The 19,483-nt window shown below is 71.4% G+C and carries 15 protein-coding genes; 4 read left to right on the top strand and 11 right to left on the bottom strand.

Translation table 11 applies throughout. From position 1 onward, the window contains the following. Positions 1–2,166 (top strand): RecQ family ATP-dependent DNA helicase, encoded by a 2,166-nt coding sequence (locus IEJ02_RS19785; RefSeq protein ID WP_191066096.1) that lies wholly within the window; start codon positions 1–3, stop codon positions 2,164–2,166. Between the two features lie 229 nt (positions 2,167–2,395). Further along, a complete protein-coding gene (locus IEJ02_RS19780) occupies positions 2,396–3,019 on the top strand; it encodes a hypothetical protein (RefSeq protein ID WP_191066095.1) in 624 nt (207 codons plus the stop codon). Between the two features lie 100 nt (positions 3,020–3,119). Here the strand turns inward: IEJ02_RS19780 and IEJ02_RS19775 are convergent, their stop codons facing one another. The 5 genes from IEJ02_RS19775 to abc-f form a co-directional block, all read right to left on the bottom strand. Continuing rightward, positions 3,120–3,779: a hypothetical protein gene (locus IEJ02_RS19775; protein WP_191066094.1), complete on the bottom strand. Its 660-nt coding sequence runs from the start codon at positions 3,777–3,779 to the stop codon at positions 3,120–3,122. Positions 3,780–3,847: 68 nt separating this feature from the next. Continuing rightward, the gene (gene rnhB, locus IEJ02_RS19770) at positions 3,848–4,549 is read right to left on the bottom strand and encodes a ribonuclease HII (protein ID WP_137979865.1); all 702 of its coding nucleotides are present in this window, start codon (positions 4,547–4,549) and stop codon (positions 3,848–3,850) included. Positions 4,550–4,741: 192 nt separating this feature from the next. Next, positions 4,742–5,635, bottom strand: coding sequence for an ADP-ribosylglycohydrolase family protein (locus tag IEJ02_RS19765; protein ID WP_191066093.1), 894 nt, complete (start codon positions 5,633–5,635; stop codon positions 4,742–4,744). Between the two features lie 11 nt (positions 5,636–5,646). Continuing rightward, positions 5,647–6,306, bottom strand: a complete 660-nt coding sequence (locus IEJ02_RS19760; RefSeq protein WP_191066092.1) for a histidine phosphatase family protein — start codon at positions 6,304–6,306, stop codon at positions 5,647–5,649. 9 nt (positions 6,307–6,315) lie between these two features. Then, a complete protein-coding gene (abc-f, locus tag IEJ02_RS19755) occupies positions 6,316–7,962 on the bottom strand; it encodes a ribosomal protection-like ABC-F family protein (RefSeq protein ID WP_191066091.1) in 1,647 nt (548 codons plus the stop codon). A gap of 114 nt (positions 7,963–8,076) precedes the next feature. On the opposite strand from abc-f, the gene IEJ02_RS19750 reads away from it, so the two are divergent. Further along, on the top strand, positions 8,077–8,703 hold the full coding sequence (locus IEJ02_RS19750) for a TetR/AcrR family transcriptional regulator (RefSeq protein WP_223864096.1): 627 nt from the start codon (positions 8,077–8,079) through the stop codon (positions 8,701–8,703). A gap of 35 nt (positions 8,704–8,738) precedes the next feature. Here the strand turns inward: IEJ02_RS19750 and IEJ02_RS19745 are convergent, their stop codons facing one another. From IEJ02_RS19745 to nrdR, 3 genes are all read right to left on the bottom strand, one after another. Then, positions 8,739–9,344, bottom strand: coding sequence for a YdbC family protein (locus IEJ02_RS19745; protein ID WP_191066089.1), 606 nt, complete (start codon positions 9,342–9,344; stop codon positions 8,739–8,741). Positions 9,345–9,532: 188 nt separating this feature from the next. Further along, positions 9,533–12,400, bottom strand: a complete 2,868-nt coding sequence (locus tag IEJ02_RS19740; RefSeq protein ID WP_191066088.1) for a vitamin B12-dependent ribonucleotide reductase — start codon at positions 12,398–12,400, stop codon at positions 9,533–9,535. Between the two features lie 116 nt (positions 12,401–12,516). Next, positions 12,517–13,038 (bottom strand): transcriptional regulator NrdR, encoded by a 522-nt coding sequence (gene nrdR / locus IEJ02_RS19735; protein ID WP_020867993.1) that lies wholly within the window; start codon positions 13,036–13,038, stop codon positions 12,517–12,519. Between the two features lie 451 nt (positions 13,039–13,489). On the opposite strand from nrdR, the gene lexA reads away from it, so the two are divergent. Next, on the top strand, positions 13,490–14,293 hold the full coding sequence (gene lexA, locus IEJ02_RS19730; RefSeq protein ID WP_191066087.1) for a transcriptional repressor LexA: 804 nt from the start codon (positions 13,490–13,492) through the stop codon (positions 14,291–14,293). A 129-nt stretch (positions 14,294–14,422) separates the two neighbouring features. Here the strand turns inward: lexA and IEJ02_RS19725 are convergent, their stop codons facing one another. The 3 genes from IEJ02_RS19725 to IEJ02_RS19715 form a co-directional block, all read right to left on the bottom strand. After that, a complete protein-coding gene (locus IEJ02_RS19725; RefSeq protein ID WP_191066086.1) occupies positions 14,423–16,423 on the bottom strand; it encodes an ATP-dependent DNA helicase in 2,001 nt (666 codons plus the stop codon). 216 nt (positions 16,424–16,639) lie between these two features. Next, positions 16,640–17,338, bottom strand: coding sequence for a GNAT family N-acetyltransferase (locus tag IEJ02_RS19720; RefSeq protein ID WP_191066085.1), 699 nt, complete (start codon positions 17,336–17,338; stop codon positions 16,640–16,642). 77 nt (positions 17,339–17,415) lie between these two features. Further along, positions 17,416–19,470 carry an IucA/IucC family protein gene (locus IEJ02_RS19715; RefSeq protein ID WP_191066084.1) on the bottom strand — a complete coding sequence of 685 codons (2,055 nt, stop codon included), beginning with the start codon at positions 19,468–19,470 and terminating at the stop codon, positions 17,416–17,418. Positions 19,471–19,483 lie beyond the last annotated feature (13 nt).

Genomic DNA, 19,483 nt, shown 5'->3' with positions numbered 1-19,483 from the left:
ATGAGCGACGAAGACCTGCGCCTCTCGGCCGACCGCGTCCTGGCCCGCCTCGTCGGGGACCCCACCGATTCCGCCCGGCTCCGGGAGGATCAATGGCGGGCGATCGAGGCGCTCGTCGCCGAGCGCCGCCGGGCGCTGGTCGTGCAGCGCACCGGCTGGGGAAAGTCGGCGGTGTATTTCGTCGCCACCGCGCTGCTGCGCGAGCGCGGCAGCGGTCCCACCGTGATCGTCTCCCCGCTGCTCGCGCTGATGCGCAACCAGGTCGATGCCGCCGCGCGCGCCGGTATCCACGCCCGCACGATCAATTCCGCGAACACCGAGGAGTGGGACACCATCCAGGCGGAGGTGGCCGCTGGTGAGGTGGATGTGCTGCTGGTGAGCCCGGAGCGGCTCAACAACCCTGACTTCCGCGACCAGGTGCTGCCCCAGCTGGCCGCCGCCACCGGCCTGCTGGTCGTCGACGAGGCACACTGCATCTCCGACTGGGGCCATGACTTCCGGCCCGACTACCGCAGGCTGCGCACCATGCTCGCCGATCTGCCCCAGGGCGTGCCCGTGCTCGCCACGACCGCGACCGCGAACGCGCGGGTCACCGCCGATGTGGCCGAGCAGCTGGGCACGGGCGAAGGAACCGGGCGGGCGTTGGTGCTGCGCGGCCCGCTGGACCGGGAGAGCCTGCGGCTGGGCGTGCTGCCGCTGCCGGACGCCGCGCATCGGCTCGCCTGGCTCGCCGACCACCTCGATGAGCTGCCGGGCTCGGGGATCGTCTACACCCTCACCGTGGCCGCGGCCGAGGAGGTGACCGCGTTCCTGCGGCAGCGCGGCCACACCGTCGCCTCCTACACCGGCAAGACGGAGAACGCGGATCGCCAGCAGGCCGAGGAGGACCTGCTGGCCAACCGGGTCAAGGCGCTGGTCGCCACCTCAGCGCTGGGCATGGGCTTCGACAAGCCGGACCTCGGCTTCGTGGTGCACCTCGGTTCGCCGTCCTCCCCCATCGCCTACTACCAGCAGGTCGGGCGCGCCGGGCGCGGTGTGGAGCACGCCGAGGTGCTGCTCCTGCCCGGCCGCGAGGACGAGGCGATCTGGCGGTATTTCGCCTCGCTCGCCTTCCCACCCGAGGAGCAGGTGCGCCGCACGCTCGACGTGCTCGCGGCGTCGGACCGGCCGGTGTCGCTGCCCGCGCTCGAGCCCCAGGTCGAGCTGCGGCGGTCACGTCTGGAGATCATGCTCAAGGTGCTCGACGTGGACGGCGCGGTGCGGCGGGTGCGCGGCGGCTGGACCGCCACCGGGCAGCCCTGGGCGTATGACGCGGAGCGGTATGCGTGGGTGGCGCGCCAGCGGGAGACCGAGCAGCAGGCCATGCGGGAGTACGCCACGACGGCCGACTGCCGGATGGAGTTCCTGCGCCGGCAGCTGGACGACGAGAAGGCGGCGCCCTGTGGCCGCTGTGACAACTGCGCGGGGGCGCGGTTCACCACGGAGGTGTCCGCCGCCTCGCTGGACGCGGCGCGCGGTGAGCTGGGGCGGCCCGGTGTCGAAGTGGAGCCGCGCCGTATGTGGCCGACCGGGCTGCCCGCGGTGGGCGTCGACCTCAAGGGCCGCATTCCGGCGGATGAGCAGGCCGCTCCGGGCCGGGCCCTGGGCCGTCTGTCCGACATCGGGTGGGGAAACCGGCTGCGGCCGCTGCTCGCGCCGCAGAGCCCGGACGCCCCGGTACCCGACGATGTGGCCGGTGCGGTGGTGACCGTGCTCGCCGACTGGGCCAAGGGCCCCGGCGGCTGGGCCTCGGGCGCGCCGGATGCCCCGGACCGCCCGGTGGGTGTGGTCACGATCGCCTCCCGCACCCGCCCGCAGCTGATCGGGTCACTCGGTGAACGGATCGCCGCCGTCGGCCGGTTGCCCCTGCTCGGGAGCGTCGCGTACCACGACGGCGAGATCGACACCCGGGTGCCGCGCACCAACAGCGCCCAGCGGCTGCGGGCGCTGCACGGCGCGCTGACCGTGCCGCCGCCGCTGGCGGCGGCCCTCGCCGAGGCGGGTGGACCGGTGCTGCTGGTGGACGACCTGGCGGACACCGGCTGGACCTTGGCGGTCGCCTCCCGACTGCTCCGCCGGTCCGGGGCGGCGGGGGTGTTTCCGCTGGTCCTGGCCGTGCAGGGGTAGCGGAGGCCGGGCCGGCGCGGGGCGCGAACCGGCCAGGAATATAGAACGCACATCCAGGTAAAACGGTCAGGGGTGCCGACTGCGCATTGCCGCACGGGGGGCGCTACCGCGAGAATTGTCAGCAGCTCCCCCGCCCCCGGTCCGGCCGTGGTACCGACGGGGCTGTGTCGTGGCCCGCGCCCGTGCCCGACCCTTCGCACGGACCGTGGGCGCAGACGAAGGGAGGACCGTGACCTTCGGCTTCGCTCCGCCACCGTCCGCCGATTCCGCTTCCCGAGCCGGCCGGATACTTCAGCCCGCCGAGTGGGCGGCAGCGGGAATCCCGTTGCTGCGCAATCCGCGCGAGGTGGTCACCGGACTGCACATCCGTCATCTGCCCACGCCCTCGACCGCAGTCGTCGCGGTCCTCGATCCGGACGAACGGCTCACGGCGAGCGCCTCGTTCGTCCGCCGCGGCGCTGCCGCCGTCGACGGCTGGGACTTCCGGAACGCGCTGCTGGCGCAGTTGCGCCGGGTGATCCCGCACGATCTGCGGCGCCGCACACCGATCCGCACCGCCGTGCTGCTCTACTGCCGCGAGGGCGAGAGCCGGTGGACGGAGGAGGACGGCGCCTGGATGTGGGGGCTGCGCGACGCCTGCACCCTGCACGGCCTGCGCTGCGGTGCGTACATCACGCTGACCCACGACGGATGGCGGGTCCTCGGCGAGGGGCGGGGCGGCCGTCGGCCGCACTCCGCTTCGCTGCCCGCCGAGCTGGGCGTGGCCGTCGAGGACGACGGCGACGCCAAGGCGCTGCCGCGGCCCCACCTCGGAGGGCGGCGCACGGCACTGAGCCACTCCGCCGCCGTCTGACCGGTCGCGGGCCGCGCGGCCACCGGCCGTCCGGGCGCCGGACAGCTCCGCCACGGGGGACAGAGACTGCCGGACACCGGGCGTTCGGGGACGTGCGGCCTCAGGCGCCCGGACCGATGAGGGTGTTGATGCGCTTCGGATCGCCGCAGACGATCAGCAGCGTCCCGGCACGGCCCATCGCCTCGGGCAGCGCGCGGGCCACGGCGTCGTTCGCACCGCCGTTGACGGCGACGACCACGACCGGACGGCCCTTGACGCGGTCGGCATCCGCGGCGGCGTAGAAGACATCGTCTCCGGCGTCGTGCTGCGCCCAGTAGGACGCCTCGCCGAAGGACAACTCATGTGCCGCCCACGGATGCTGCTCCCCGGTGGTCAGCACCAGGATGTCACCAGGGGCTCGGCCGGAATCCAGCAGCAGGTCGACCGCCTCGTCCGCCGCGTCCAGGGCGCCGTCCACCGTGGCGGGGATCAGCTGGATCTGGGGCGTGGCCTTCGTGGCGGTGGGTGCGGCCTTGGCAGCCGAAGCCGCCGGGGCGGTCGGCACGGGCTTCGTCGCATCGCTCGTGGTGCGCTGCGACTGAGCCGACGAGGTTCCGGCGGAGCCACGGTTGGGACCGGGGCTTCCGGGCCGCCGCGGTGCGGGCCGGGGGCCGGGACCAGGGACAGGACGAGGGGTCGGCGCGGTACGGCCTGCGGCCGGTGTCGCGCGGGGACCCGGGACACTCTCGTGAATCTGAGGCTCCTCGGGGATGAGAGGCATGGGCTGATGTCTATCAAACGTCGGTGCGAGTCGCATCGGCGGGTGGTGGTTTCGACCGCTTGGTCTGCTCAGAAGTCGAAGCCGAGTTGGCCTTCGTCCTCCAGCCCGACCGGTTCGGATGTGCTGCGGAACCGCTTCAGGTGCCGCCAGCGGGGCAGCCCGTCCATATAGGCCCAGGACAGCCGGTGGTGGGGCGTGGGCCCCAGTTCCCGCAGGGCGGCGCGGTGCGTGGGGGATGGATATCCGGCGTTGTCCCCGAAGCAGAAGTCCGTGTGCTCGGCTCCCAGTTCGGCCATCATCGCATCCCGGCGGACCTTGGCGATCACCGAGGCCGCGGCGACGGACACACAGGACTGATCGCCCTTGATGACCGTACGAACCGTCCAGGGACCGCCGAGGTAGTCGTACTTCCCGTCCAGGATCACCGCGTCCGGCCGGACCGGCAGCGCGTCCAGCGCACGCGTGGCGGCGAGCCGGAGGGCGGCCGTCATCCCCAGGTCGTCGATCTCCTCGGGAGAGGAGTGACCCAGGGCGTGTGCGGTGACCCACGAGTCCAACTCCTGGGCCAGGGCCGTGCGCTTCTTGGGGCTCAGCAGCTTGGAGTCGGTGAGCCCGGTCGGCGGACGGCGAAGACCGGTGACCGCCGCGCAGACCGTCACCGGACCGGCCCATGCCCCGCGCCCGACCTCGTCGATACCGACGACGATCTTGGCTCCCGTCGTGGCGCGGAGCGAGCGCTCGACACTGTGGGTGGGCGGTTCATAGGCCATGGCGAGGACAACCTTACGCCGCTCTTACCTGCGTTCGGAACCCGGATCCCCGGCAGTGATCACCGGCCGCCCCCGACGGTGGCCGTCCTGGTGGATCCGGTGGCCGCTTCCGTTCAACACGACGCGTCGCACGGCGGGTTCGACGGGTGGGGCAAACCGGACGGCGCACCGCATCACGCCCACGCGAAAGGGTCAGCCGGCGCCCGCCGGGACCCACTCCGGCAGCGCCTCGGTGCGGTCCAGCCAGTCGGCGGGCGGCGCACCGGCGGCCTCGGACGCGACCACTCCCCCGACGATGGCGCAGGTGGTGTCCACGTCTCCGCCGGCCGAGGCCGTCCTCCAGAACGCCTCCTCGAAGGAGCCCAGGTGGCGGGCGGCCGCCCACAGGGCGAACGGCACGGTGTCATGGGCGCTGGTGCGGCGGCCGCAGCCGAGCACCGCGGCGACGGTCCCGGCGTCCGCGTAGTCGAGCATGTCGCGGGCGCGGCGCAGCCCCGCCTGGACGGCACTGCGCGGCACCACCTCGACCACCCGGTCCAGCAGTTCCCCGGGCCCACCGTGACCCGCCGGATCGGCCACCAGCGCCGCGGCCGCGGCCACCGCCATGGCTCCCGCCACCGCCTCGCGGTGCTGATGCGTGGTGTACGCCGAGATCTCCGCCTGATGCGTGGCCTGCTCCACATCGCCCGCATACCAGGCACCCAGCGGCGCGATCCGCATGGCGGCGCCGTTGCCCCACGACCCCTGCCCCTGGAACAGTCCGGCGGCCAGGTCGCGCCAGTCGCCGCCCTCCCTGATCAGGCGGAGCATCCGGTTCACCGCGGGGCCGTAGCCCCGGTCGAAATCATGGTGGTCGGCGAAGGACCGGGCGAGATCGTCCTGGTCGATCCGGCCGTGAGTCACCAGGACGGCCAGGATCGAACAGGCCATCTCGGTGTCGTCGGTCCACTGCCAGGGGGTGGGCGGCAGCTCGCGACGCTTGAGGTAGGGATGGTTGGCGGGGACGAAGAACTGGGAGCCGAGGGCGTCGCCCACGGCCAGCCCGCGCAGGCTCCGCAGAGCCCGGTGGAAACGGTCAGCGGTCATCGCTGCGCACTCTAACCGGTGTGGCCGTAGGACTTTGGGGTGCACCAGCGCTCGAAGGGCCGGTCGAGGTGGTAACGCCCGTCGGAACCGAGCAGCAGGGTCCGCATCTCACCGTTGCCGGGGTTCGACAGCGACTCGAATTCGGCGACGCTCCAGTGCAGCCACCGCATGCAGAACAGCCGCATGGTCAGCCCATGGGTCACCAGCAGGACGTTCGGCGGATGGGCCGGGTCCTCGAAGCTGCGCCACAGGCTCTCCAGGAAGGCGTCCACCCGGTCATAGACATCGGCGCCCGACTCACCCTGCGCGAACCGGTAGAAGAAGTGCCCGTAGGCGTCGCGGTACGCCATCTGTTTTCGCACGTCCTCGCGGTCCTGCCAGTTCCCCCAGTCCTGCTCCCGCAGCCGCGGCTCCTCCCTGACCCGGGTACGGGAGGGGTCGAGATCGAGCAGTTTCAGGGTCTGGTGGGTGCGGCGGTACGGCGACACATAGATCGACACGCGCTCGTCGCCGAAGGTGGCGCGCAGCCGCTCGCCCGCCTCCTCCGCCTGACGGCGCCCGGTCTCGGTCAGCCTCAGGGCATGGTCGGGCACCCTTTCGTACACCGAGTCATCGACATTCCCCTCCGATTCTCCGTGCCGTAGGAGGACGATGCGCCGGGGTCGTGCCATGGCGCCACCCTAGATCGAGGCCGTGGCCGGCGCCTCGCTCCCCTCCTCGGCCATGGGCCGGCCTCCTCGTATCTCGCGGCGCCGCCCGGTGAAACGGCTGCGCAGCAGCCGGTCGTGCGAGACCACCACCAGCGCCCCGGTCCACTGGGCCAGCGCCTCCTCCAGCTCCTCCACCAGGCCGAGGGCGAGATGGTTGGTCGGCTCGTCGAGCAGCAGCAGATCGGCGGGGCGGGCCAGCAGCCGGGCGAGCGCCAGCCGGCGGCGCTGGCCCGCGGAGAGCGACCCCACCGGGACGTGGAGGGCATCCGGGCGGAACAGCCCGTACGACAGCAGCAGGTCGGCCTGCTCCTCCGGTGTCCCCGGCAGCCCCCGGCCGAAGGCCGAGAGCAGCCGCTCCCGGGGCCGGGCAACCGATATCTCCTGGGCGAGGTAGCCGATCCTGCCCCGGCGGACCACCCGGCCGGCCTCCGGTTTCTCCACCCCGGCCATGACCCGCAGCAGCGTGGATTTGCCCGCGCCATTGGCACCGTGGACGAGCAGTCTGTCTCCGGCCGCCACCGTGAGCCGGTCGACCGCCAGCCGCTCCCCCACGCGGACATCGTGGAGGTCGACGAGCAGACCGTCCGCCGTGCCCGCGGCGGGGAGCGCCGAGAACCGCAGCGGCTCCGGAGGGCGCGGCACCGGGTCCTCCTGGAGTCTGCGCAGCCTCTCCCGCGCGTTCCGCACCCTGCTGGACATCGAGGACTGCACACGTCCCCGGTCCCGGTCGTAGGCCATCTTGTTGCCGTCTTTCATGCCGCGGCCCGGGGCGACCCGCCGGGCGACGGTGGTAGCGGCCTCGGCGAGCGCGGCCGTCTCCGCGCACCACTCGTCGTACGCCTGCTCCCAGCGGCGGCGCGCGGCGATCTGCTCGGCGACGAATCCGCCGTACCCCCCGCCGTACCGCACCAGGGTGCGCCGGTCGGCGTCCACCTCGACGATCGCGGTCGCCACCCGCTCCAGGAAGACCCGGTCGTGGGAGACCGCGAGGATGGTCCCCGGATGCGCCCGCAGCGCCTCCTCCAGCCAGCCGAGCGCCGCGCCGTCGAGGTGGTTCGTCGGCTCGTCCAGCAGCATCACCTCGGGGGCGGCCGCGATCAGACAGGCGAGCCCGAGCCGGGCCTGCTCACCGCCGGACAGGCTGCCGAGCCGCCGCTCGTACCCGATGCCGCCGAGCCCCAGGCCGTGCAGGCCCTTCTCCACCCGGGCATCCGCCTCATAGCCGCCGCGGGCCTCGAACGCGGTGAGCAGATCGCCGTACGCGGCGAGCACGTCGGGGGCGCCGCCACCGAGATCCGCCTCCAGCTCGCGCAGCCCGCGCTCCATGGCGCGCACCTCGGCGAGGGCGGCGTCCACCGCGTCGCGCACCGTGTGGTCCGGCGGCAGCTCGGGGGTCTGGCCGAGGTGGCCGACACCGCCGTCGGCCACCGTCACCACGGCGCCGTCGTCCGGTGACTCGCGCCCGGCCAGCAGCCGCAGCAGGGTGGACTTACCGGCCCCGTTCTCCCCCACGATGCCGATCCGCTCCCCCGGCCGCACCGCGAAGGACACGTCGTCGAGCAGCAGCCGGTCGCCCCGGGACAGCGTGACGCCTCGCAACGAGATCTGAGTGGGCAAGGGCGCACCTCCGAGCACGCGAGCGGCCGTCCGGACCGCACACTACAAACACAACTGAAGTTGCATTACCCTCAGCATGGCACAGCGAACCCACTAACACAACTGGAGTTGCACTTGTCCGCAGAGAGCGCCGCCCCGACGCCGGGCACCGTCCGCCCCGGCGGGCGCACCGCGCGTACCCGCTCGGCGGTGCGCGACGCCGTGCTCACCGGCCTCGCCGAGCACGGCTACCCCGGTCTGACCGTGGAGTACGTCGCCGAGCGCTCAGGCGTCCACAAGACGACCGTCTACCGGCGCTGGGGCAGCGTCGAGGGGCTCGTGGCGGACGCGCTGGACCTGGCGGGAGAGGACGCCTGGACGCCGCCCGACACCGGAAGTCTGGAGGGCGATCTGCGCGCCCTCGCCCGCGAGGTGACCGAGACCTTCGGCAGCGCGCCGACCGCCGCCGCGCCGACCGCCTTCATCGCGGCCGCGTTCCAGTCCGAGCGCGCGGCGCAGGCGCTGCGCGACTTCTACACCGAGCGCTTCGCGCGCTGCGAACCCGTGGTGCGGAGGGCCGTCGACCGAGGTGAGGCCCCCTCCGGCACCGACGCCGCGGCGGTCGTACGCGCCGTCTCCGCGCCCTTGTTCTTCCGGGCACTCATCACCCGCGAGCCCATCGACACCCCGCTCGCCGACCAGACGGCGGCCGCCGTCACCGCCGCGGTCCGGGCCGGGGCGTATCTCCCCGCCCGTCGCTGATCGGGACCGCCCCTTGACCGGCAGAGGGCTCCGCCTCACACCGTCCAGGCGGATTCGACCCGTACGACATCGCCGGCGATCGCCGCCACATCGGCTTCCGTCTGCGCGCGCAGGCCGAGCCGCTCGACCCGCTCCACGCGGTACTTCCCGTGCTCGGCCGCCGAGTCCCACATCGACAACACCAGGAACTCGTTCCCCGGCGCCTCCCCGAACACCCCCCGCAGCATTCCGGGCGACCCGGCCATCGCCGGATTCCACACCTTCTCCTGCACCAGCGTGAAGTGATCCACCCGGTCGGGGCGCACCCGGCAGTGTGCGACGCGCACCACGTCCGCGTCGGAGAACCGGGGCTCGAAGCCGACCTTCACATCGAATCGGTGCGCAAACAGCCGGACTTGCATATCCCGGTACGTGCCCGACTGCGAGGCCGCCAGCCGGTCGTGCGAGCGCGCCATGAAGGAGTCGTAGAACGCCCGGCTCTCCCAGAACGAGAAGACATGCGCCACATTCGGCCGCCCCCGGCTCCAGCCACCGCCCTGCCCCCGGAATCCCGGTTCGCCGGGCAACCCCGCCCACTTCCGCTGCCCCCGCTCGAAACCCGGGCGGTCCACCACGGTGCAGCGAATCCACTTGACCAGCACCGCGCCATCCTACGGCCGTACGGTGGCCCTCATCACATACCGGAGAGTCCGCCCCCGGTTGGCCATCGCGCCGTACGGCGCCGGGGCACAACGGCGGCGGGGCGCGGACCCGAAGGCCCGCGCCCCGCCTCGGACGTCATCCGCTCGGATGTCATCCGTAAAGGCTCACGATCAGCTAAGGCTCACGATCAGCTGCAGCCGCTCGTCGAACCGCAGCCCTCGCACAGGTAGCAGCTGCCCGCACGGCGCATCTTGGTGCCGCAGGAGAAGCAGAGCGGCGCGTCCGCGTTCAGCCCCAGCTGGATCTCGACCAGTTCGGTGGAGCTGTGGGCCTCCTTCGCCGACTCGGACCCGGTCCGCGACGGCGACGACGACCCACTGCTCTTCGGGGCAGCCACATGACGCGGCGCCGACTGGGCCAGACCCTCGACGTCCACCTCGTCATCGGCGGCCTCGTAGGACCCGGTCTCCAGGTGGCGCTGGCGCTCCTCGGCGGAGTGGATGCCGAGCGCCGAGCGGGTCTCGAAGGGCAGGAAGTCCAGCGCCAGCCGGCGGAAGATGTAGTCGACGATCGACTGCGCCATCCGCACGTCCGGGTCGTCCGTCATACCGGCCGGCTCGAAGCGCATGTTGGTGAACTTCGAGACGTAGGTCTCCAGCGGCACGCCGTACTGCAGGCCGACCGACACGGCGATCGAGAAGGCGTCCATCATGCCCGCCAGGGTCGAGCCCTGCTTGGACATCTTCAGGAAGACCTCACCGAGACCGTCGTCCGGGTAGGAATTGGCGGTCATGTAGCCCTCGGCACCGCCCACCGTGAAGGAGGTGGTGATGCCGGGACGGCCCTTGGGGAGGCGCCTGCGGACCGGGCGGTACTCGACGATCTTCTCGACCTCGGGCTCGGCCTGCTCCTTCTCCTCCTTCTTCTTGGCGGAGAGCGGCTGGCCGACCTTGCAGTTGTCGCGGTAGATCGCCAGCGCCTTGAGACCGAGCTTCCAGCCCTCGAAGTAGATCTCCTCGATCTCCTCGACGGTGGCCGACTCCGGCATGTTGACCGTCTTGGAGATCGCGCCGGACAGGAACGGCTGGGCGGCCGCCATCATCCGCACATGACCCATGGGCGAGATGGAACGCTCGCCCATCGCGCAGTCGAAGACCTCGTAGTGCTCGGGCTTCAGCCCCGGCGCGTCGATCACATTGCCGTGCTCGGCGATGTGGGCGACGATCGCCTCGATCTGCTCCTGCTGGTAGCCGAGCCGCTTGAGCGCCTTGGGGACCGTGTTGTTCACGATCTGCATGGAGCCGCCGCCGACCAGCTTCTTGAACTTGACCAGGGCCAGGTCCGGCTCGACGCCCGTGGTGTCGCAGTCCATCATCAGGCCGATGGTGCCGGTCGGCGCGAGCACCGACGCCTGGGCGTTGCGGTAGCCGCTCTTCTCGCCGATGCGCAGCACGTCCTGCCAGGCCTCGGTGGCCGCGGCCCAGACCGGGGTGTCCAGGTCGTCCATGCGCTTGGCGGCGGCGTTGGCGTCCGAGTGCTGCTTCATGACGCGCTTGTGGGCGTCCGCGTTCCGGGCGTAGCCGTCGTACGGGCCGACCACGGCGGCGAGCTCCGCGGAGCGCTTGTACGAGGTGCCGGTCATCAGGGAGGTGATGGCTCCGGCCAGGGCCCGGCCGCCGTCGCTGTCGTAGGCGTGGCCGGTGGCCATCAGCAGGGCGCCCAGGTTGGCGTAGCCGATGCCCAGCTGGCGGAAGGCGCGGGTGGTCTCGCCGATCTTCTCGGTCGGGAAGTCCGCGAAGCAGATGGAGATGTCCATCGCGGTGATGACCAGCTCGACGACCTTGGCGAAGCGCTCGGCGTCGAAGCGCTGGTTGCCCGCGTCGTCGTCCTGGAGGAACTTCATCAGGTTGAGCGAGGCGAGGTTGCACGAGGAGTTGTCCAGGTGCATGTACTCGCTGCACGGGTTGGAGGCGGTGATCCGGCCCGACTCCGGCGAGGTGTGCCAGTGGTTGATGGTGTCGTCGTACTGGATGCCCGGGTCGGCGCAGGCCCAGGCGGCCTCGGCCATCTTGCGGAAGAGGGACTTGGCGTCGACCTCCTCGATGGGCTCGCCGGTCAGCCGACTGCGCAGCCCGAACGAGGAGCCGGACTCCACCGCCTTCATGAACGTGTCGTTCACGCGGACGGAGTTGTTGGCGTTCTGGTACTGGACGGAGGTGATGTCGTCGCCGCCCAGGTCCATGTCGAAGCCCGCGTCGCGCAGGGCGCGGATCTTCTCCTCCTCCTTGACCTTGGTCTCGATGAACGCCTCGACGTCCGGGTGATCGACGTCGAGCACGACCATCTTGGCGGCGCGGCGGGTGGCGCCGCCCGACTTGATCGTTCCGGCGGAGGCGTCGGCGCCGCGCATGAAGGAGACGGGGCCGGAGGCGTTGCCGCCCGAGGAGAGGAGCTCCTTGGAGGAACGGATGCGGGAGAGGTTCAGGCCGGCGCCGGAGCCGCCCTTGAAGATCATCCCCTCTTCCTTGTACCAGTCCAGGATCGACTCCATGGAGTCGTCCACGGAGAGGATGAAGCAGGCGCTGACCTGCTGCGGCTGCTTGGTGCCGACGTTGAACCAGACAGGCGAGTTGAAGCTGAAGACCTGGTGCAGCAGCGCGTAGGTGAGCTCGTGGTCGAAGATCTCGGCGTCCGCGGGCGAGGCGAAGTAGCCATTGTCCTCACCGGCCTTGCGATAGGTGCGCACCACGCGGTCGATGAGCTGCTTCAGGCTCGCCTCGCGGTCCGGGGAGCCCACCGCGCCACGGAAGTACTTGCTTGTGACGATGTTGACCGCGTTCACCGACCAGAAGTCGGGGAACTCCACGCCGCGCTGCTCGAAGTTGACCGAACCGTCGCGCCAGTTGGTCATGACGACGTCACGGCGCTCCCAGACCACCTCGTCGTACGGATGCACGCCGGGGGTGGTGTGAATGCGCTCGATGCGCAGACCCTTGTTCGCCTTGCTGCCCTTGGAGCGGGAGCCTCGTGCCGGGCCGCTCGTCGTCTCTGTCATTCCGCCTCCCTGTACGGGCGAAAACGCCCTGATGTGCCCATTTCTTCCCCGGGCACGGTGTGTCTGTCTTTCACCCGGACGCGGCAAGCGCCCCGGGCGGGTGTGTGGGCCGCCGGTCAGTCGGCGGCGATGGCCGGCGCGGGGGCCTCCGCGGCCCCTTCGGCGCCGGGCCCGCGATCGTGCGCGGGAGGCCGTTGCTGGTCACGCAGCTCCGCCACGGCGGCCTCGAAGTCCTCGAGGGAATCGAAGGCGCGGTAGACGGAGGCGAAGCGGAGGTAGGCGACGAGGTCGAGCTTCTGGAGCGGGCCGAGTATGGCGAGCCCGACGTCATGGGTGGACAGCTCGGCGCTGCCGGTGGCCCGGACCGCCTCCTCCACCTGCTGACCGAGCTTGGCGAGGGCGTCCTCGGTGACCGGACGGCCCTGGCACGCCTTGCGCACCCCGGAGATGACCTTGTCGCGGCTGAAGGGCTCGGTGACCCCGCTCCGCTTGATCACCATGAGTGACGCGGTCTCCACGGTCGTGAAGCGACGCGAGCAGTCGGGGCACTGGCGGCGCCTGCGGATCGAGCAGCCGTCATCCGTGGTACGGCTGTCGACGACACGGCTGTCGGGGTGCCTGCAGAAGGGGCAGTGCATGACTCCGATCCCTCCCTCACCCTCAAAAACGGCGCATGACTGAACATGCCGGAACATGCCTGATGAGCCCCGTCCGGGCCGTAAGGCCCTCCGAGGCGGCCACAAGCATAGGCCAAAACTCTGTCGGCGGATCCACCAGGGACCACAACCTGTGGGTGGCTTGCATCCATCAAACCACTAGATCTGGTGTCCGGCACTCAACCGAGCCGGATGGCGTGTCACGGGCCGGGAGCAGGCACGAGACTACGCGAACCCCGTGCGTCCCGGATTCACAGGGGTCGGGATGCAAGACTGGGGCCGCCGCACGACGACCGGACCAAACGGCCCATACACCTAACCCTGTGATCACGTCAGTCCATCTGCGAAATTTCACTCGAACGTGTGTTTGGCGCAACCTTTCGAAAGCAACTACCGTTGTCCAACTAGGGAGAACATCTCGAGAGGGGCCGTCGTGACCACCACCGCAGAGAGCGCAACCGTTACCGCCCAGGAGCGCTCCCAGAGCCGACTCGAACAGACACACGCGATGAACCAGACCCACCCGATGAACGACGACACCACGACCCCGGAGGGGCAGAAGCCCGCGCGCTCGCTACCAGGGCGACCTCCAGGCATCCGGGCGGACAGCTCGGGGCTGACCGACCGGCAGCGGCGTGTCATCGAGGTCATTCGCGACTCTGTGCAGCGGCGTGGCTACCCGCCGTCCATGCGGGAGATCGGTCAGGCGGTGGGCCTCTCCAGCACCTCGTCCGTCGCCCATCAGCTGATGGCTCTGGAACGGAAGGGCTTTCTGCGGCGCGACCCCCATCGGCCCCGGGCCTACGAGGTCCGCGGCTCCGACCAGCCCAGCACCCAGCCCCCGGACACCACCGGCAAGCCCGCCGCCTCCTATGTACCGCTGGTCGGCCGGATCGCGGCCGGTGGCCCGATCCTCGCCGAGGAGTCGGTCGAGGATGTCTTCCCGCTCCCCCGCCAGCTGGTCGGCGACGGTGAGCTCTTCGTGCTGAAGGTGGTCGGCGACTCCATGATCGAGGCCGCCATCTGCGACGGCGACTGGGTGACGGTGCGCCGCCAGCCCGTCGCGGAGAACGGCGACATCGTCGCGGCCATGCTCGACGGAGAGGCCACGGTGAAGCGTTTCAAGCGCGAGGACGGCCATGTGTGGCTGCTTCCGCACAACGCCGCCTACCAGCCGATCCCCGGCGACGAGGCCACCATTCTGGGCAAGGTGGTCGCGGTGCTGCGGCGCGTCTGAGTGCGCCGGATCGAGGTGCGCCCTTAGCGTGCCCCACGACCGGGCCCCGGGACCACTGCGCCGGTTCCGGGGCCCTGCTGTGTCTGGCGACCGTCGGGGCCTGTCGTATGAGGCGGCCGCGCCCCCCGCTCAGGCCCCCTGGGCCTTGGCCGCCGCGTCGATGGCGGCCAGCGAGCGGCGCACCTGGTTGCGGTCGGTGGTGTACCAGAATTCCGGCATGGACTTGCGGAGGAACGAGCCGTAGCGGGCCCGCTCGACCCGCGGATCCAGGACGGCGACGATGCCCCGGTCGCCCGAAGCCCGCACCAGCCGGCCCGCGCCCTGGGCCATCAGCAGCGCGGCATGCGTCGCGGCGACGGCCATGAAGCCATTGCCCCCGGCCTCCTCCACCGCCTTCTGGCGGGCACTCATCAGAGGGTCGTCGGGACGGGGGAAAGGCACCCGGTCCATCACCACCAACTGACAGCTCGGCCCCGGCACATCAACGCCCTGCCAGAGGGACAGCGTGCCGAACAGGCAGGTCCTGGCGTCGGCGGCGAAGGAACGGATCAGCTCGCCCAGCGTCTCCTCGCCCTGGAGGAGGATGGGCATGTCCAGACGCCCACGCAGCTCCTCCGCGGCCGCCTGAGCGGCGCGCATGGACGAGAACAGCCCGAGCGTGCGACCACCCGCGGCCTCGACCAGCTCGGCGAGCTCATCGAGCATATCGGCGCGGCTGCCCTCGCGACCGGGCTGGGCGAGATGCTTGGCGACGTAGAGAATCCCCTGCTTGGAGTAGTCGAAGGGCGAGCCGACGTCGAGGCCCTGCCAGCGCGGCGCGGTCTCCTCGCCGCCCTCCGGATCCTGCGGGCTCTCGGGGGCGAGACCGAGTGAGGCCGCCACCCCGTTGAAGTCCCCGCCCAGCTTGAGCGTGGCGGAGGTGAGGACGACGGACCGGTCCTCGAACAACTTCTCGCGCAGCAGCCCCGACACCGAGAGCGGGGCGACACGCAGCGAGGCGCCGAAGCGGTCGTGCCGCTCGTACCAGACCACGTCGTACTCGGAGGCTTCGACGATCCGCTCGGCCACCTGGTGGATGTTCTCCACGGCGCCCAGCGCCTGCTTGCGGACCGCGTCCTCGTCCTTGACCGAGGCGTCCCGCGTGGCGCCGAGCGCCGAGATCACCGTACGGGCCGCGTCGCGCAGCGCCATCAGCACATAGCCGAGGTCCTCGGGGATCTTCTCGAGGCGGCCGGGCAGGGCGAGCTCCATCAGCCGCTCGAAGCCCTCGGAGGCGGTCTGGAGGGCGTCCGCCGCCTGTTCGTTGACCAGCTTCGCGGCACGCCGCACGGCGCGGTTGACCTGGCCCGGGGTGAGCTCTCCGCTGGCGACGCCGGTGACCCGGGAGACCAGCTCATGGGCCTCGTCGACGATCAGCACCTCATGGCTGGGCAGCACGGGGGCGCCCTCGATCGCGTCGATGGCGAGCAGCGCGTGATTGGTGACGACGACATCGGCGAGCTTGGCCCGCTCACGGGCGGCCTCGGCGAAGCACTCCGCGCCATAGGCGCATTTGGACGCGCCGAGGCACTCCCGGGAGGTGACCGACACCTGGGACCAGGCGCGGTCCGAGACACCGGGGGTCAGATCGTCCCGGTCACCCGTCTCGGTCTCGTCCGACCAGTCACGCAACCGCAGCAGGTCCTTGCCGAGCTTGCTGGTGGGCGCGGCGGCCTCGAACGGGTCGAAGAGCCCGGCCTCGTCGGCGTCCTCCTGCGGGACGCCCTCGTGGAGCCGGTGCAGGCACAGATAGTTGGAGCGGCCCTTGAGCATGGCGAACTCGGGGCGGCGGCGCAGCAGCGGATGCAGCGCCTCCACGGTGCGGGGAAGATCGCGCTCGACGAGCTGCCGCTGCAGGGCGAGGGTCGCCGTGGCGACGACGACGCGCTCGCCGTGGGCGAGGGCGGGCACCAGGTAGCCCAGGGACTTCCCGGTGCCGGTACCGGCCTGGACCAGCAGGTGGGAGCTGTCGTCGATCGCCTCCGCCACCGCTTGGGCCATGGCGGTCTGGCCAGGGCGCTCGGTGCCGCCGACGGCGGTTACGGCGGCGTGCAGCAGATCTTCGAGTGGCGGCGAGGACGATTCAGTCATAGGGCTGCCAGCCTAAGGGGCGGCACCGACATCACTCCTGCCGGTGTGGTCGGTGACGGACGGTTTCGGCCGGGGCGGGGTCCGGGCGGATCTTCGCTTCGTGGCACGGGCGGATCCGCGCCGCGTGGGAACCGGGGCCGGGCGAGCGGTGTATCAACAGTGGAATCTCGCATCGAGGCAGACGGATCACCGGGGGGCACGGATGGTTGCGGAGGCTCACAGGACGTGTCGCAGGGCACGGTCGCGCAGCAACAGCGCGGCGCGTTTGCCGGGGAGTTCGACTTCCGCGGAGAAGCGGAAACCGGCGCCGAGGAAGGCTGCCACGGAGGGGGTGTTGCGGAGATCCGGTTCGGCCACGACCCGGGTGCAGGACGGACGGTGCTCAAGGACGAGGTCGGCGGCCGCGCGGAGCAGGGTCGTCCCCAGACCGCGGCCGCGATCGCTCACCCGGCCGATGAGCAGGTGGATACCCGTGTCATGCGGGCGGGCCGGGTAGTACCGCGCGAGCGGGTCCAGATCGGCGCGGTACACCTCCCAGTAGCTCATCGGGACGCCGTCCAGGACGCCCAGACAGGGCACGCTGCGCCCATCGCCGTCCAGCTGGTCCCCGAGGTGGCTCGCGGTGGCCTCCTCGGGACCGTCGAGCTCCCAGAAGGCGGCCACGGACGGGTCGTTCATCCATTGGGCGATGAGCCGCAGATCGCGCCCGATGCGGACCGGAACGAGCTGGAAGGCGCCCAACGGGGTGTTGGTGGGCCCCCATTCGACGATGTGGTCGAGCAGATCCGGCCGGTCGTCGGCCTGCGGTCGAGCGGAGTCCAGGTCGATGAGTCGTGCGATGTCCTCTTCCTGGCGCAGCCGCATGTCGATGGTGTCGTCGGTGCTGGAGCTCGTACTGGAGTCGGTGTGCGGCACGGCGATGCTCTCCTCTCAGGGGTCTGGGCACGTCGGGAGGGACGTGGGGGCGAGGGGCGTGATCGCGGGTCGCGGAGTCAAGCCATGGGAGTGACAGCGGTGGAGCCGGAAGGCGAGACAGACATGGAGAGGGGGTTGGGGATGGTCACATAGACGGACTGGGTGTCCACCGGTCCCACGAGCTCGTCCAGGCCGTGCAGCCGGGTGAGCAGATTGGCCTTGCAGCGCAGGGTGGGTGTCTCCAGGAGCCGGGCGGGAAGCGGTGAGCGGGTTCTCCCGGGGCCGGACGCGGCCTCGGCGAGAAAGCGGCGGAACGCGGCCAGCAGGACGCGCTCGTCGACGAGTCGCTGGGATCCGAAGGCGCCGATCAGTCCGAGGACGTTGTTGACACCCAGGTAGTAGGCGAACCGCTCGTCGGTGACCTCGTCGGAGACGAAGGTGTCGCTGCGGCCGCCGATACCGGGCAGCCGACGCTGGAGTTCGGCGTGCCGGGACGCGCGGAAGTAGTAGCCCTGGTTGTCCCGGTAGCGGCCGCCGACCGGCCAGCCGTCGGGGTCCAGCAGCACCAGGGTGTTCTGCTGGTGCGCCTCGAGCGCGATGCCGGCCTCTCCGTCCAGCCAGAGCAGGGGGCGTACGACCGTGTGCAGATAGCGCAGGAACCACTCCGTGCCGGCCGCCGCGGTGGAACGGCCGGTGCGAGCGNCTCCGTCCAGCCAGAGCAGGGGGCGTACGACCGTGTGCAGATAGCGCAGGAACCACTCCGTACCGACGGCCGCGGTGGAACGGCCGGTTCGGGCGGCGAGCCGGGCGACGAGGTGGGCGAGCCGGGAGCGCATCACCGGCTGTCCGGGCCAGGGGCGCGGCGCGAGGAGTCCGGCGACGCAGACGGCGTCGTCGCCGGGGCCGAACGGGTTGTGCCGGATGACGACGTCGAGGCCGGTCAGGGGGTCGCCATCTGGTCCGTCGACGGCGAGCCAGGCCGGGTCCCGGACGATGTCGAAGCCCGGGAAGCCGGGAAAGGCCGCCCGCCACTGCTCGGCCAGTCCGCTGCGGAGCAGTCGGTGGACCTCGACACCGCGGCGGAGTTCCTTACGGAGGTTCTCACGACGGGAGTTGGTGATCCGCAGACCGAGGGAGAGTTTCAGCATGGCAGGAGCGCCGGGCCGGTAGACGGTGCGGACCGAGGAGGTGGGGTGCCAGGGCCCACCGGACGGCCCGAGGTCGTGCAGCAGGCCGGCGTCGAAGAGCGCGGCGGCCTCCGGACGGTGCCGGATCTCGCGAGCCTGCCAGGGATGCAGAGGCAAGGGCACGGTTCCCGTGGGCAGTTGGAGGCCGCTGCCCGCCAGGGAGAGGGCGAGCCGTTCGGCGGGCACGGTCCGGCCGCGCTCCGTCCAGGCCGACTCGCAGGCCAGTGCGGACCGGCCGACCGCGATCCAGTGAAGGGGGAAGGAGCCACGCGTTTCCGGTGAGCAGACGGTGGATTCGGAGTCGGAGAGGCCCTCGCGGCTCTTCGGCGTGGGATGCAGGGGGTGACCGAAGAGGAGGGACTGTTCCGCGCTGAGGAACGGTGTGCTCGTGCTCGGATCGGCGGGTGTGGCCCGGCGGAGGGTGAGGAAGAGGGCGGTGCGCCGTACGGAGTCCGCGACACGCCCGACGAGTTCGGTGGCGCCCGCGTCGGGGTCGTCCCGCCGCGCGCTGTACGTCGCCTCGCGGGTGAGCAGGGCCGCCAGGGTGACCGCGCCGACAGCGGGCGCGTCATGGGGGCCGTGCTCCAGCAGCGGCGGCCCGAAGCGGTGCCAGCCGGTGGGCGACCAATAGCGCACGGGGACGAGGAGGACGGTTCCGCTGGCGGCGAGGGAAATGCGCAGGGTGTCCCCGTCGGGCCGCGCGAGGCCGCTCTCGCGCACCCAGCAGCGCAGCAGGTTCTCGACGGCAGCGGTGTCGGCAGCGATCTGCGGGTCGGGGTCGTCGAGCGGATCCGCGACGACTTCGCGGGTGCTGACCTCGCGGACGTCAGCCTCGCGGGTGCGGTCGTCGGGCGTTTCCTGGCTGTCGCGGTGCTGCCGAGGCACGGCCGTCGCGGCGAGGGGCGGCGCCTGCCCGGACAGCCGCGGCGCCGGCGGCTCGTCCACCGAGGGCTCTGCG

Source organism: Streptomyces sp. 5-10 (assembly GCF_014712245.1).
GTDB lineage: Bacteria > Actinomycetota > Actinomycetes > Streptomycetales > Streptomycetaceae > Streptomyces > Streptomyces violaceusniger.
Note: the sequence above shows the minus strand (reverse complement) of the source record. Positions and strands in the feature narration are given on the sequence as shown.